Genomic DNA, 15168 nt, shown 5'->3' on the forward strand with positions numbered 1-15168 from the left:
CCGCCCACACCGCCCCACCTCTGACAGATTCCGGCGGCTGTTGGTAGGTGTCGACCTTGGTCGACACGGTTGATCCACGCCATGCGTGGATGAAAACTGTCAGATATCGAAATACATCTGGGGTCAGATCCGTTTTCCTGCGGAAAACGGATCTGACCCCAAGAGCCGTTCCAACAGACCGCAGCAAACTGTCGAAGGCGGGGTGGGTCCGGTTGCGGGAGTGTCCGCGGCATGGATGCCGCGGCCAAGCCCCCAGGGACGGGTTTACGGCGTCTCCCGCAACCGGACCCGCCCCGCCATCCCACGGGAAGCCAGCTTTTGCTTTTGCTTTTGCTTTTGCTTTTGCTTTTGCTGTTGCTTCGGCTCTTGCCGTGGACGTGGCATCTGCAGGTGCAGGGCGCAGCCCTGCCGAACACCCCCGCGACGGGGTGTCGCAAATGCCTGCGACGGTTCGTCGCACAGGGCAACCCTGGACCCGGCTCTAAACTAGCGGGGTGACCCGCCTGTCCCGCCCGCAGCGTCTCCTGCTCCAGCTCGCCGTCCTGGCGACGCTGCTGATGGTGCTCGCGCCGCTGGTCAGCCGCGCGCTGCAGGCATCGCCGATGGAGCACGCGGCGATGGCGGGCATGGACCATGCCGCGATGGGCCATGACATGCACGCCATGGCCATGCCCGGGCACGATCAGCACGGCGCCGCGCCGGCCGCGCCCAGCCGTCCGCCCGACCCCCACGCCATGCACGGCGAAGCCTGCGAATACTGCGTGCTGGCGATGCGCCTGCTGCCGTGGCTGGCGGTGCTGGTGCTGCTGTTGCCGCTGCTGTGGCGCCCGCGGCTGGTGTTCCCGTGGTCGCAGCAGGTGCTGCCCGCGCTGCGCTGGCCGGCACATGCCGCGCGCGGGCCGCCGCGTTTCTCCATCGTTCGCTGATGTCCCTATCGAATCTGCCGCACGACGCCTGACCGGGCGCCGTGCGCGCGTGCGTACTTTGGAGCTGTTCCGATGAAAATGACTTCCCGCCCCGCGGGCGCCTGCGCGCGCCTGCCGGTTGCCCTTGGCCTGGCCGTGGCCGCGTCACTGGCCCACGCTGCGCCTGCCGAAGAGGCGCGTACCCTCGACACGATGGTGGTCACCGCCGCCGCGCCGTCGTCCCCGTTGCACTGGGTGACCGATCCGCGCCTGCCGCGGCAGCCCGTGCCTGCCAGTGATGGCGCTGATTACCTGAAGACCGTCCCCGGCTTCTCCGCCATCCGCAACGGCGGCACCAACGGCGACCCGGTGCTGCGCGGCATGTTCGGTTCGCGCCTGAACATCCTCAGCAATGACGGCAACCTGATCGGCGCCTGCCCATCGCGCATGGACAATCCGCTGTCCTACATCGCACCGGAAAGCTTCGACCGGCTGACCATCATCAAGGGCCCGCAGAGCGTGCGCTGGGGGGCCGGGGCGTCGGCCGGCACCGTGCGTTTCGAGCGCGATACCCCGCGTTTCGAGGAACCGGGCGTGCGTGCCGATGCCAGTGCGCTGGTCGGTTCGCGCAACCGCAACGACCAGGTGCTGGACCTGACCCTGGGCAACCCGACCGGCTACGTGCGCGCCAGTGGCAACCGTTCCGAAGCCGATGACTACAAGGATGGCAACGGTGACGTGGTGCCGTCGAAGTGGCGCAAGTGGAACGGTGACGTGGCCATCGGCTGGACGCCGGATGCCGACACGCTGCTGGAGATTTCCGCCGGTGCCGGTGATGCCATCGCACGCTACGCGGGCCGTGGCATGGACGGTGCCGCGTTCGAACGCACCAGCTACGCCGCGCGTTTCGAGAAGCGCAACCTGCCGGGGGCATGGGACACGTTGCAGGCCAACGTGTACTACAACAACGCCGACCACGTGATGGACAACTACACGCTGCGCACGCCGAACCCGCACAGCATGATGCCGATGCCGATGGCATCGAACGTGGATCGCCGAACCCAGGGCGGTCGGGTCAGTTCCGAGTGGCGCTGGCAGGACGTGCAGCTGGTGGCGGGTGTGGATGGCGAAGACAGCCGCCATCGTGGGCGCATGGGCATGGGCCGCGACACCTACCGGCAGGCGGCGTGGGAGACCGATGCCAACTTCCGTCGCTATGGTGTGTTCACCGAGTTGACCCTCGGTGCCGGCACCGATCAGCGCTGGATCAGCGGCCTGCGCATCGACCGTGCCAGCGTGCGCGACGAGCGGCAGTCGATCCGCGGAATGATGGGCAACATGCCCAATCCGACCGCGGGCCAGCGTCGCAAGGAATGGCTCGGCAGTGGCTTCCTGCGCTACGAGCAGGACCTGGCCGACGGCCTGACCTGGTATGCCGGCCTCGGTCACAGTGAACGCATGCCCGACTACTGGGAGCTGTTCTCGCCCAACCACGGCCCGGCCGGTGCGGTGAACGCGTTTGCTGGTATCCAGCCGGAGCGCACCACCCAGCTCGATGTCGGCCTGCAGTACAAGGGACCGCGCGTGCAGGCGTGGGTTTCGGCGTACGCCGGGCAGATCCAGGACTACATCCTGTTCACCTACCACGGCAGCGGCATGATGGGCATGAGCCAAGCCAGCAACGTTGATGCGCGTATCGCTGGTGCCGAGGCGGGCCTGGAAGTGAGCGTGGCCGAACAATGGACGCTGGGCGGCACGCTGGCCTATGCGTGGGGCGAGAACCGCGACCAGCACCGCCCATTGCCGCAGATGCCACCGCTGGAAGCACGCCTGAGCGCGAACTGGGAGGGCCAGCGCTGGAGTGCCGGTGCGCTGCTGCGCGCGGTGACCCACCAGCATCGTGTCGCAGATGGCCAAGGCAACGTCGTCGCCCAGGATCTCGGGCCGAGTGCCGGCTTCGCCACTTTCGCGCTCAACGCGGCGTACCGCTTCAGTTCGCAGCTGCAGCTCAGCGCGGGCGTCGACAACCTGTTCGACCGTGCCTACAGCGAGCACCTGAACCTTGCCGGCAGCGCCGACTTCGGCTTCCCGGCCGATCCGGTGCGCATCAACGAGCCGGGCCGCAGCTTGTGGATGAAGGTGAACTACCGGTATTGATCCGTCGGATGCAAAAAAACGGGGCCGGATCCCCGCCAGGATCCGTCCCCGCCCGACGCCCTCCGTCGGGCAGCTTCGACTCTACGATGGCAGCGGCCACAGTGGGCGGCTGGATACACCTCGACACACGCCGACACCGCTGATATCAGCCTTGCACGGAACGGGTTCAAGGCGCTATCGCAGCCCTGGTTCCACGCCGGTAAACGCTTGGCACATACCGCTTTTGCGGGCCCTTGCCTACACTCGGCGGCCGTGGATCACTCAGGACCGTTCATGTTGGCTCGTATCGCTTCGACCCTGGCCCTTGGCCTCAGCCTGGCCGTGCTGGCCGGGTGCGCAGGCAAACAGGAGGCCGCCGCCCGTCGGCAGGGAGAAGCGGTGCCGGTCACCGCGCAGGTCGTGCAGTCCACGCAGTGGAACGACACCCTGCAGGCACTGGGCACGGCCAAGGCACGCGAATCCATCAGCGTGACCGCCAAGGTCAGCGAGATCGTCGAGAAAGTGCATTTCGAAAGCGGCCAGCACGTCGCTGCCGGGGCGCCGATCGTGACCCTGCGCGGCCAGGCCCAGGAGGCTGCGCTGGTGCAGGCGCAGGCCACCTTCCACGAGGCCGACCAGCTGTACAAGCGCCAGCGCGAGCTGGCCACCCAGCGGCTGGTGTCCAGCGCCACGCTGGATACGCAGAAGTCGATCCGCGATGCCGCCGAGGCGCGTGTGGCGCAGATGCAGTCGGATATCGGCGACCGTCGCGTGCGTGCGCCGTTCGCTGGCGTCCTGGGTATCCGCCAGGTCAGCCCGGGCACGCTGCTGACGCCGACCACGGTGATCGCCACGCTCGACGACATCGAGCACATGCACATCGATTTCCAGGTGCCGGAAGTGGAACTGGCCGCACTGGGCGTCGGTGACAAGGTCAGTGCCACCAGCGTGGCGTGGCCCGGCCGCACCTTCGAGGGTGTGGTCAGCACCATCGATGCGCGCATCGACCCGGCCACCCGTGCGGTGACCGTGCGCGCCGATTTCGCCAACGGCGACCATGCGCTGCGTCCGGGCATGTTGCTGGACGTGCGCCTGTTCCGGCCCGAGCGCCCGGCGCTGGTGGTGCCGGAGATCGCCGTGGTGCAGGTCGGCCGCGATACCTTCATGTACCGCATCAAGGCCGACGACAGCGTCGAGCGCGTGGACGTGGTCACCGGCGCGCGCCGTGCCGGCGTGGTCGAGATCAGGCAGGGCCTGGAAGCGGGCCAGCGCATCGTGGTCGATGGCACCGGCAAGCTGCGCCCGGGCCTGAAGGTCGCGGCCAAGGACGCGGCCCCGGCCAGCGGTGCGAAGCCCGCTGACGCTGCAGCGCCGGTCGCGGCCGAGGGCCACGGCGGATGAAGCTGTCCGACATCTCCATCCAGCGGCCGGTGTTTGCCGTGGTGATGAGCCTGTTGCTGCTGGTGCTGGGCGTGATGTCCTTCACCCGCCTGACCCTGCGTGAGCTGCCGGCCATCGATCCGCCGATCGTCTCGGTGTCGGTGGACTACACCGGCGCCTCGGCCGCGGTCATCGAAAGCCGTATCACCCAGGTACTGGAAGACGCGCTGGCCGGCATCGAAGGCATCGATACGATCAATGCGCGCAGCACCAATGGCCGCTCGCAGGTCAGCATCGAATTCACCTCCAACCGCGATATCGAAGCGGCGGCCAATGACGTGCGCGATGCGGTCAGCCGCGTCGCCGACCGCATGCCGGAGGAAGCGCGTCCGCCGGAGATCGCCAAGGTCGAGAGCGATGCCGACCCGATCATCTGGTTCAACATGGTCTCCTCGACCATGGACACGCTGGAGCTGAGCGACTACGCCGACCGCTACGTGGTCGATCGTTTCTCCAGCCTCGACGGCGTGGCCCAGGTCCGCATCGGCGGCCGCCAGCGTTACGCGATGCGGATCTGGCTGGACCGCGACCAGCTGGCGGCGCGCGGGCTGACCACCGGCGACGTCGAAACCGCGCTGCGCAACGAGAACGTGGAACTGCCGGCCGGCCGCATCGAGTCGACCGACCGCGATTTCACCCTTCGCGTGGAGCGCAACTACATCAAGCCGGAAGACTTCGCGACCATCCCGCTGGGCAAGGGACGCGATGGCTACGTGGTGCGCATGGGCGACGTGGCGAAGATCGAGCTGGCCTCGGCCGAGCGCCGCGCCTACTACCGCAGCAACGGCGAGCCGGGCATCGGCCTGGGCATCGTCAAGACCTCCACCGCCAACTCGCTGGACGTGGCCCGTGTCGCGCGTGCCGAGGCGGAGCGGGTCGCACTGACCCTGCCGAAGGGCACGCAGATCTTCGTTGCCTTCGACAACACCACCTTCATCGAAGCCGCGGTGGACCGCGTCTACGCCACGCTGGTGGAGGCGATGATCCTGGTGCTGGCGGTGATCTGGCTGTTCCTCGGCAGCTTCCGCGCCGCGCTGATTCCGGCGGTGACCGTGCCGGTCTGCCTGGTCGCGGCGTTCATCGCACTGTATGCGTTTGATTTCTCGATCAACCTGCTGACCCTGTTGGCGCTGGTGCTGTGCATCGGCCTGGTGGTGGACGATGCGATCGTGGTGGTGGAGAACGTGCAGCGCCGCATCGATCTGGGCGAACCCCCGCTGGTGGCGTCAAAGCGCGGCACCGCGCAGGTCGCCTTCGCGGTGATTGCTACCACCGCGGTGCTGGTGGCGGTGTTCCTGCCGGTCGGTTTCCTGGAAGGCAACACCGGGCGCCTGTTCCGCGAGCTGGCGGTGGCACTGGCCGCCGCGGTGGCATTGTCCGCCTTCGTGGCGCTGACGCTGACGCCGATGATGGCCTCCAAGCTGCTCAAGCCGCACACCGGGCACGCGCCGCGTGGCCTGCATGGCTTCGTCAACCGCAACCTGGAGCGCCTGGCAGGGGCCTATGGGCGGGTGCTCGACCATCACGTGGACCGCACCTGGATCTACCTGCTGGTGATGGTGGCCGCACTGGCTGCCAGCTGGGGCCTGCTCAAGCTGCTGCCGTCGGAACTGGCGCCGGCCGAAGACCGCGGTTCGTTCCAGATCATGATCGACGGCCCGGAAGGCGCCGGCTACGACTACACCGTGCAGCAGGTGCAGCAGGTGGAAGCGATGCTGGCACCGCATGTCGGCCCGGACAAGCCAATCGTGCGCGCCAACCCGCGCGTGCCGGGTGGCTGGGGCGCCAGCGAGGAAATGCACACCGGCCGCGTCAGCATCTTCCTGCAGCCGTGGCGCCAGCGCAGCGAAGGGACGCCGGAAGTGGCCAACGAGCTGCAGAAGGAGCTGGATACCATCCGTGGCGTGCGGGTACGCACGCAGGTGGGCGGTGGCCTGGTGCGCAGCGGCGGCCAGCCGTTCCAGATCGTATTGGGTGGTCCGGAATATGCCGAGATCGCGCAGTGGCGCGACCGCATCCTGCTGCGCATGGCCGACAATCCCGGCCTGGTCGGCCCGGACTCGGACTACAAGGAGACCCGGCCGCAGATGCGGGTCAACATCGACCGCCAGCGTGCGGCCGACCTCGGCGTGCCGGTCACCGCGATCGGTTCGGCGCTGGAAACCATGATGGGCTCGCGCCGCGTCACCACCTTCGTCGACAACGGCGAGGAGTACGACGTGCTGGTGCAGGCCGGCCGCGATGGCCGTGCCAGCCCAGCCGACCTGGCGGCGATCCGCGTGCGCGCGACTTCCGGCGAACTGGTGCCGCTGTCCAACCTGGTCACGCTGAGCGAAGTGGCCGAGGCCGGCACCCTGAACCGCTTCAACCGCCTGCGCTCGATCACCATCAACGCCGGCCTGGCGCCGGGCTATCCGCTGGGCGAGGCCATTGCCTGGGCGCAGAACGTGGCTCGCGAGGAGCTGCCGCAGTATGCACAGGTGAACTGGAAGGGCGAATCGCGTGAGTACCAGAGCGCCGGTGGTGCCGTGCTGCTGACCTTCGCGATGGCCCTGCTGGTGGTCTACCTGGTGCTGGCCGCGCAGTTCGAGAGCTTCATCCACCCGCTCACCATCATGCTGACCGTGCCGCTGGGCGTGCTCGGCGCGCTGGTCGGGTTGTGGGTGAGCGGCGGCACGGTGAACCTGTTCAGCCAGATCGGCATCGTCATGCTGGTCGGCCTGGCCGCGAAGAACGGCATCCTCATCGTCGAATTCGCCAACCAGCTGCGTGACGACGGAAGAACCGTGCGCGAGGCGATCATCGAATCGGCGATGGTGCGCCTGCGCCCGATCCTGATGACCTCGATCGCCACCGTGGTCGGCGCGATTCCGCTGGTGGTGGCCGGTGGCCCTGGTTCGGCCAGCCGTGGCACGATCGGCATCGTGATCATCTTCGGCGTGACCCTCTCGACCTTCCTGTCGCTGTTCGTGGTGCCGGCGTTCTACGCGCGGCTGGCCCCGTACACCCGCTCGCCGGAAGCGGTGAAGCGCGAGCTGGAGAAGCAGGAAGCGGAATCGCCCGTGGTGGGTGGCCATGCCTGATCCGACCGCCAACGGGGTCGGATCCCTTTCCCAAGGGGAAAGGGCTCTGCCCCCACACCTGCAGGGCGAGGGCTTCCTGCTGCGCCCCTGGCGCAATGAAGACCTCGAATCCCTGCTGCGCCACGCCAACGACGCCGAGGTGTCGCGGGGCCTGCGCGACCGCTTCCCGTACCCGTACACGCGCGAGGATGGCGAAGCTTTCCTCGCCGGCCGCGTGCTGGCCCCCGGTACCCTGAACCTGGCCATCGAGATCGACGGCCAAGCCTGCGGCAGCGTCGGGGCCCAGCAGGGCAGTGCCGAGCGCGGGCACATGGCCGAGCTGGGCTACTGGTTGGGCCAGGCCTACTGGGGCCAAGGAGTGATGACCCGTGTGGTCGGCCTGTTCGCCCCCTGGGTGATGGACGAACTTCGCCTGTTCAGGCTGCAGGCCGGGGTGGTCGACTTCAACCTCGGCTCGGCCCGGGTGCTGGAAAAGAACGGTTTCCGGGAAGAAGGCGTGGACCGCTGCGCGGTCTACAAGCGCGGCGTGCTGCACGACCTGCGCCGTTTCGCCCGGGTGCGCACGCAGCTGCCCTGAACAGGCGTGGGGTCGGATCCCTTTTCGCAGAAAAGGGCTCTGACCCCATTTCACGGATATCGGGGGTCAGAGCCCCTGCGCGCTGCGCAAGGGATCCGACCCCATCCTTCTGGCGCTACCGCAGCGGCCTTCGATCAGGGAGAATCGGTCAGGTCCCTTCCAGCCGACGGGACGTCCTTACAACCCGCCGACTGGAGAGAGCGCGCGTGGAAGCAACCGTACATTTCATCAACAGCATCATCTGGAGCAAGGCACTGATCTTCGTGTGCCTGGGCGCCGGCCTGTTCTTCAGCCTGCGCACGCGCTTCATGCAGATCCGCGGCTTCCTCGAGATGTGCCGCCTCACCGTCAAGGGTGAGAAATCAGACGCCGGTGTGTCGTCCTTCCAGGCCCTGGCCATGTCGATGGCCGGGCGCATGGGGATCGGCAACATCGCCGGCGTGGCCACCGCCATCGCCTTCGGCGGCCCCGGCGCCATCTTCTGGATGTGGGTGATGGGCTTCCTCGGCGCGTCCACCTCGTACGTGGAATGCACCCTGGCGCAGATCTACAAGACCAAGGACGCTGAAGGCCGCTACCGCGGTGGCCCGGCGTACTACATCGAAAAGGCCATGGGCCTGAAGTGGTACGCGCTGGCCTTTGCCATCGCCACGATCATTGCCGCCGGTTTCCTGATGCCCGGTGTGCAGGCGAACGCCATCGCCGACAGCATCATCAACGCCTGCCGCGGCACTGCGCTGTGCGGTCCGCTCGATGGCCAGGCCTTCGGCATGGAATCGGTGCAGGCGCTGAAGCTGGGCATCGGCATCGTGGTCGCGCTGCTGCTGGGCGTGGTGATCTTCGGTGGCGTCAAGCGCATCGCCAACTTCGCCGAAGTGGTGGTGCCGTTCATGGCCGCCGGCTTCATCCTGATGGCCATCGTCATCATGATCATCAACTACGACCGCGTGCCGGAGATGTTCAACATCATCTTCAGCAGCGCCTTCGGCACCCACGCCGCGTTCGGCGCGATGATGGGCCTGGCGGTGGAGTGGGGCATCAAGCGCGGCATCTATGCCAACGAGGCCGGCCAGGGCTCGGGCCCGCACGCGGCAGCGGCCTCGGAAGTCTCGCACCCGGCCAAGCAGGGCTACGTGCAGGCCTTCGCCATCTACTTCGACACCATGATGGTGTGCACCGCCACCGCGTTCCTGATCCTGGCCAGCGGTACCTACAACGTGTATTCGCCAGCAGGTGCCGGCGCCCCGCCGATCTTCCAGGGCCTGGCCGGCATTCCGGAAGGCGCGGGCTACGCCCAGGCCGGCGTGGAAGCGGTGCTGCCGGGCTGGGGTTCGGCGTTCGTGTCCATCGCCATCTTCTTCTTCGCCTTCACCACCATCATGGCGTACTACTACATGGCCGAGACCAATCTCAGCTATGTGAACCACAACAAGAAGCGCCCGCTGACCGTGCTGGTGCTGCGCCTGGGCATCATCGCCATGGTGGTGTTCGGCGCGTTCCATAATGCAACCCTGGCCTGGGCGCTGGGTGACATCGGCGTGGGCCTGATGGCCTGGCTGAACATCATTGCCATCCTCATCATCCAGAAGCCGGCAATGCTGGCCCTGCGTGACTACGAACGACAGAAGAAGCTCGGCCTGGATCCGGTGTTCGACCCTGATGCCCTGGGCATCAAGAACGCTGATTTCTGGCGCCAGCGCAAGCAGGAGAGTGTGTAAGTGAACAACCCTTGGAACAACCGCCGCCCGTCCGCCCGTCCGCCGCGCGCAACGCCGTTGCCGCGCCCGGAGGTGCCGGCCACGGGCGGTGGCGGGCGCGGTGGCAGCGAGGAGCTGCGCCTGTACGGCCTGAATGCCGTGCTGGCCGCGTTCGAGGCGCGACCGCAGGCGCTGCGCAAGCTGTACCTGCTGGAGGCACGCATTGCGCGCCTCCAGCCGCTGCTGAAGTGGTGCGTGGCCAACCGCGTGGGGTACCGCGTGGTTGAAGACGGCGATCTGAACAAGCTCGCCGGCACCACCCATCACGAAGGCGTGGTGGCCGATGTGTTGCGTGCACCGGCACTGCCGCTGGCGCAGTGGCTGGAGCAGGTCGGCGACGGCCCGGCGCTGGCGCTGTGGCTGGATGGCGTGGGCAACCCGCACAACTTGGGCGCGATCCTGCGCTCGGCCGCGCACTTCGGTGCCAAGGCACTGCTGCTGCCGGCCGCCAGCACGCTGGCGTTGTCCGGTGCCGCCGCACGTGTGGCTGAGGGCGGTGCCGAAGCCGTCCCGCTGGTACAGCTGCCGGAGACCGCGCAGGCAATGTCGCAGCTGCGTGCGGCCGGTTTTGGCCTGGCGGCAACCCTGGTCGATGGCGGTGACGACGTATTCCGCGCATCGCTGCCGGAACGGTTGGTGTACGTGATGGGCGCAGAGGGCGAGGGCATGGACCGCAGCCTGGCCGGCCAGTGCGACCTTCAGGTCTCGATTCCCGGCAGTGGCGCGGTGGAGAGCCTGAACGTGGCCTCAGCCACGGCGGTGCTGCTGGCGCAGTGGGCGAGCCGACGCAACGGCTGATCCCGCGGTTTCAATGCCGTGCTGATGCCCGGACCCGGCCCTTGTGGCCGGGTTTTTTTTTGCGCGGTGCAAGAGCGCAAGCGGTGCATGCCAGGAGAATTGGGTCATCTGCGTCAGCTCACGTTGTTTCAAGCACGCTTGACCGAACGACAGGCAATTTTAGAACTTATCTCATTGCTGGGCCGTTTCCCGCGCCGCACGGTGGAGATCCTTCCAACGTCGTACAGGAGTGGTTCCATGCATCGAATCCAACGCCGCACACGCCGCACTTGCCTGGTGCTGGCACTCGCTGCGCTTGCGTCACCCGCGGTGCAGGCCGGAGAGCGCAGCCTGGACGGGGTCAATTTCACCGGCCCGTTGATCACGCCGAATCCGGCCGGCCTGCCGCAGGGCAACTGGTACATCGAGCCCTATCTGGTGCGGGTCGACAGCCGCGACCACTACGACAACAACGGGGATCGCCGCCGCAGCGCCGAGCGCAGTGGTGCGTGGGCGACCGTGGTGCCGATCATCTACGGCTTCAGCGACCGGGTGATGGGCCAGGTCAATCTCAGCGCCTCACGCTCGGAATCCGGCAGTGCGCGCAGCAGCGGCTTCCGTGCCGGCGACACCACGGCACGCCTGCAGTACCTGCTGCAGGCGCCGAATGCCGATGGCACCCGTCCGGCCATCTCGGTCGCGCTGGTGCAGCGCTTCAGCACCGGCAGCCACGACCGCATCACCGGCAATCCGCTGGATGCGCAGGGCGATGGCGTGCAGCGCACCACCGCCGCGCTGGGCGTGCAGCAGGTGGTGTGGCTGGGCAACGATCGCCCCGTGCGCTGGCGCGCCCAGCTCAGCGCCGGTCCTGCCCCATCGCGCACCGCCATTTCCGGCACCAGCGTGTATGGCACCGACGACAGCTTCCAGGGGCACATTTCGCGCGGCTCGGTACTGGGCCTGTCGGTGGGCGCCGAGTACAGCTTCAACTCACGCTGGGTGGGCGTGATGGAAATGGCCGCAAGCCGCGAGACCGGCCAGCGCCTGAGCGGCTTCGCACGCAACAGCAGTGGTGTGATCGAACGGATTGAAGAGCACCGTCCGGCCAGCCGCAACGTCAGCCTGGCGCCGGCCGTGGAGTACCACTTCAGTCCGTCACTGGGCCTGATCGCCGGCGTCGAATTCACCGTGGCCGGGCGCAACGCCGGCCGCATCATCAGCCCCCAGGTCGCCCTGGGCATGTTCTTCTGAGGGGCGGCCGATGAACATCGAATCCATCGTCAACACGATCCTCGGCGTCGTCTGGAGCCCGTACCTGGTGGTGCTGTGCCTGCTCGCTGGCCTGTACTTCAGCGTGCGCACCCGCTTCATCCAGTTGCGTGCGCTGCCGGACATGCTGCGCCTGATGTTCCGTCATGAGCGCTCCGAATCCGGCGTGTCACCGTTCCAGGCCCTGTCGCTGTCGTTGTCCAGCCGGGTCGGGGTCGGCAACATCGCCGGCGTGGCGATGGCGATCGCCTTTGGCGGCCCGGGCGCGATCTTCTGGATGTGGATCGTCGCCTTCCTCGGCGCGTCCAGTGCCTTCATCGAATCCACGCTGGCGCAGATCTACAAGGACCGCGATGCCAAGGGCCAGTATCGCGGTGGGCCCGCCTACTACATCGAAAAAGGCCTGGGCCAGCGCTGGTACGCGGTGCTGTTCGCACTGGTGACCGTACTGGCCGGCGCGATGCTGGCCGGCACCCAGTCCAACGCAATTACCAGTGCAGTGAACGAAGCCTGGAACGTGCCGGTGATGACCACTACGGCGGTACTGCTGGTGGTGCTGGGCGCGATCCTGATCGGTGGCGTGCGCCGCATCGCGCGGGTTGCCGAATGGGTGGTGCCGCTGATGGCAGTGGCGTATCTGCTGGTGGCGGCGCTGGTGATGGTGCTCAATGCAGAGAAAGTACCGGAGGTGATCATGCTGGTGCTGCGCAGCGCATTCGGTGTGGATGCCGCGTTCGGTGCAATGATCGGTACCGCCATCCAGTGGGGCGTGCGCCGTGGCGTGCTGTCCAACGAGGCCGGCATGGGCAGCGGTGCGCATCCGGCCGCTGCCGCCGAAGTTTCGCATCCGGTCAAGCAGGGCCTGGTGCAGTCGTTCTCGGTCTACATCGACACGATGGTGGTGTGCAGTGCCACCGCGTTCCTGATCCTGTCCACGGGGCTGTACAACGTCTACGACCCGGCAGTGAATGGCATTCCGGATGAGGCGCGCCTGCTGCTGGGCAATCTGCCCGGCGTCGAGGCCGGGCCGCGCTTCGTGCAGCATGCGGTGGAATCCGCGTTGCCGGGATTCGGCCGCTCGTTCGTGGCGCTGGCGATCCTGCCGTTCGCGTTCACCACCATCCTGGCGCTGTACTACATGGCCGAGACCAACATCAGCTACCTGTGCCGTGATCGTCCCGCGCCGTGGGTGATGGGCGGGTTCCAGCTGCTGTTCCTGGCCGCGACCGGCTACTCGGCGGTGAACAGTGCAACGATCGCGTGGTCGCTGGGCGACATCGGCGTCGGCCTGATGAGCTGGTTGAACATCATCGCCATCCTGCTGCTGCAGAAGCCGGCGCTGGCGGCGCTGCGCGACTACGAACAGCACCGCCAGGCGGGCAAGGATCCGCTGTTCAATCCGAAGCTGCTGGGTGTACGCAACACCAGCGTGTGGGAGGGCTGACAGGACCGGGGGCAGATCCCTCGCCAAGGCGAGGGCTCTGACCGCACGCCATTACCCGGTGGGCGCGCCATCGCCCGGTGGGTGCGAACCTTGGTTCGCACCGCTCCCGCCGCTGCGTTCGCCGGGCATGGCCCGGCACTACCGCATCACTCGTTCGGCGGCGTGGTCGCCTTGGCCTCGCTGCCGAAGCTGCCATCGGCTTCCGCCGCCAGGTACGCGAACACGGTGTAGGCAGCCACGTTCTGCGCCAGCGCCTTCGGGTCGATCTTGTCCAGTGTGTCGTCGGCGGTGTGGTGCAGGTGGAAGTAATCCGAGCCGTCCTGCGCCAGCCATGCCCACGCACCGCCCTTGGCAGCCAGCGGACCGACGTCCGGGCCCGGGCCACCCTTGTCGGCCTGGTACTCGATGCCCAGCGGCTTCATCACCTCGGCAATCTGCTTCGTCGCTTCGCGCGAGCCTTCCGGGTTCGGCGAACCGGTATTGAAGGCATAGATGCGGCCGGCACCGAAGTCACTCTCGGCAGCCAGCTGGTGCAGGGCCACATCCTTGGCGTGCGCTTCGGCGTAGGCCTTGCCGCCGTACAGCCCCTGTTCCTCGTTGGCGAACGCGACCACGCGGATGGTGCGCTTCGGCGCCTGCTTGAGCTGGCCGATCAGGTGGCCGGCGGCCATGGTGATGCCCACGCCTGCGCCGTCATCCACCGCGCCGGTGCCCAGGTCCCACGAATCCAGATGACCACCGATCACCACCACTTCCTTCGGCAGGCTGCGGCCGGTGATCTCACCGATCACGTTGTACGAGGTGGCGGTGCCATCCCAACCGCAGTCCAGCGCCACCTTCACCGTGGTGCTGCCACGTGCCAGCAGGCGCGCCAGCTGGTCGGCATCGGGCACCGACAGCGCCGCCGACGGCACCGGGGTCAGGCCTTCATCGAAACGGGTGATGCCGGTGTGCGGCACGCGGTGCGAGTCGGTACCGGCCGAGCGCATCAGGAAGCCGACCGCGCCCTTGCGGATCGCTTCGGACGGGCCCTTGCTGCGGATCGCGCCGCCACGGCCGTAGTCGCGGCCATCGCGGAACGGCAGCATCTGGTAATCAACGAAGGCGATCTTGCCCTTCAGCGAACCGGCCGGTGCCGCCTGCAGCGCGGCCAGGTCGGCGAAGCGGACCACTTCGGCTTCAACGGTGCCGCCCGGGCTGCCGCCCAGCGCGGTGATCTGCAGTGGCTGCGGGTTCTTGCCGGTCACCGCGGCGTGTTCACTGCGTCGCTCCCACTTCGGGAACGTCACCGGTTCCTTCCACACCTTGTCGAAGCCGAGGGCCTTGAACTTGGCTTCGGCCCAGGCCACGGCGCGGGCGTCGGCCTCGCTGCCGGCGATGCGCGGACCGATCTCGGTGGTGAGCGATTCGACCACCTTCCAGCCGGTGTCATCGGCCAGCGCTTGGTCGCGCAGCTGTGCGGCGGTGGCCAGCGACGCCGGGGGCAGGGTGGTGGTACGCGGCGCCGCGAAGGCCGGGGCGGCCAGCAGGGCGAGGGAGGATGCGATGGCAAGGACGCGGCGACGCATGGACAACTCCGGGAAGGGACCTAAGCCTTGGAGCTTAACAGTCGTTCAGCCCGGCGCATGGGCGGGAGGTCATGGCTGCCGCGAACGCTGTTTTCCGCCACGTCCGGCAAAGCGAAAGCCCCGCCGGGGCGGGGCTTTCGTGCAGTCGCGGTAGTGCCGGCCGCTGGCCGGCTCCCCGCTTGTTCCGACCTTGCCGGCCAGCGGCCGGCACT

General features: G+C 67.6%; 10 protein-coding genes. 9 read left to right on the top strand and 1 reads right to left on the bottom strand.

The features are described 5' to 3' along the window. Positions 1 to 494: 494 nt before the first annotated feature. The 9 genes from N5D91_RS05780 (at position 495) to N5D91_RS05820 (ending at position 13388) form a co-directional block, all read left to right on the top strand. Positions 495 to 926, top strand: coding sequence for a DUF2946 domain-containing protein (locus tag N5D91_RS05780; protein WP_110713404.1), 432 nt, complete (start codon positions 495 to 497; stop codon positions 924 to 926). A 72-nt stretch (positions 927 to 998) separates the two neighbouring features. Further along, positions 999 to 3062, top strand: a complete 2064-nt coding sequence (locus N5D91_RS05785; RefSeq protein WP_180854244.1) for a TonB-dependent copper receptor — start codon at positions 999 to 1001, stop codon at positions 3060 to 3062. A gap of 273 nt (positions 3063 to 3335) precedes the next feature. Then, positions 3336 to 4442 (top strand): efflux RND transporter periplasmic adaptor subunit, encoded by a 1107-nt coding sequence (locus N5D91_RS05790; RefSeq protein ID WP_110713401.1) that lies wholly within the window; start codon positions 3336 to 3338, stop codon positions 4440 to 4442. Further along, positions 4439 to 7564, top strand: coding sequence for an efflux RND transporter permease subunit (locus N5D91_RS05795; protein WP_164162785.1), 3126 nt, complete (start codon positions 4439 to 4441; stop codon positions 7562 to 7564). Before N5D91_RS05790 ends, N5D91_RS05795 begins: the two co-directional genes overlap by 4 nt. Beyond that, positions 7557 to 8141, top strand: coding sequence for a GNAT family protein (locus N5D91_RS05800; RefSeq protein ID WP_164162784.1), 585 nt, complete (start codon positions 7557 to 7559; stop codon positions 8139 to 8141). Before N5D91_RS05795 ends, N5D91_RS05800 begins: the two co-directional genes overlap by 8 nt. Before the next feature lie 206 nt (positions 8142 to 8347). Further along, positions 8348 to 9859, top strand: a complete 1512-nt coding sequence (locus tag N5D91_RS05805; RefSeq protein WP_164162783.1) for an alanine/glycine:cation symporter family protein — start codon at positions 8348 to 8350, stop codon at positions 9857 to 9859. Then, the gene (locus N5D91_RS05810) at positions 9860 to 10696 is read left to right on the top strand and encodes a TrmH family RNA methyltransferase (RefSeq protein WP_110713395.1); all 837 of its coding nucleotides are present in this window, start codon (positions 9860 to 9862) and stop codon (positions 10694 to 10696) included. It begins immediately after the preceding gene. Between the two features lie 237 nt (positions 10697 to 10933). Further along, entirely contained in the window at positions 10934 to 11926 is a 993-nt protein-coding gene (locus N5D91_RS05815) for a hypothetical protein (protein WP_180846454.1), read from the top strand. Between the two features lie 10 nt (positions 11927 to 11936). Continuing rightward, on the top strand, positions 11937 to 13388 hold the full coding sequence (locus tag N5D91_RS05820; RefSeq protein ID WP_093999603.1) for an alanine/glycine:cation symporter family protein: 1452 nt from the start codon (positions 11937 to 11939) through the stop codon (positions 13386 to 13388). Between the two features lie 146 nt (positions 13389 to 13534). Here N5D91_RS05820 and N5D91_RS05825 read toward each other — a convergent pair whose 3' ends face one another. Next, positions 13535 to 14956 (bottom strand): M28 family peptidase, encoded by a 1422-nt coding sequence (locus N5D91_RS05825; protein ID WP_180854243.1) that lies wholly within the window; start codon positions 14954 to 14956, stop codon positions 13535 to 13537. Positions 14957 to 15168: the final 212 nt, after the last annotated feature.

The sequence above is a fragment of the Stenotrophomonas sp. GD03794 genome (assembly GCF_029842145.1).
Taxonomy (GTDB): domain Bacteria; phylum Pseudomonadota; class Gammaproteobacteria; order Xanthomonadales; family Xanthomonadaceae; genus Stenotrophomonas; species Stenotrophomonas riyadhensis.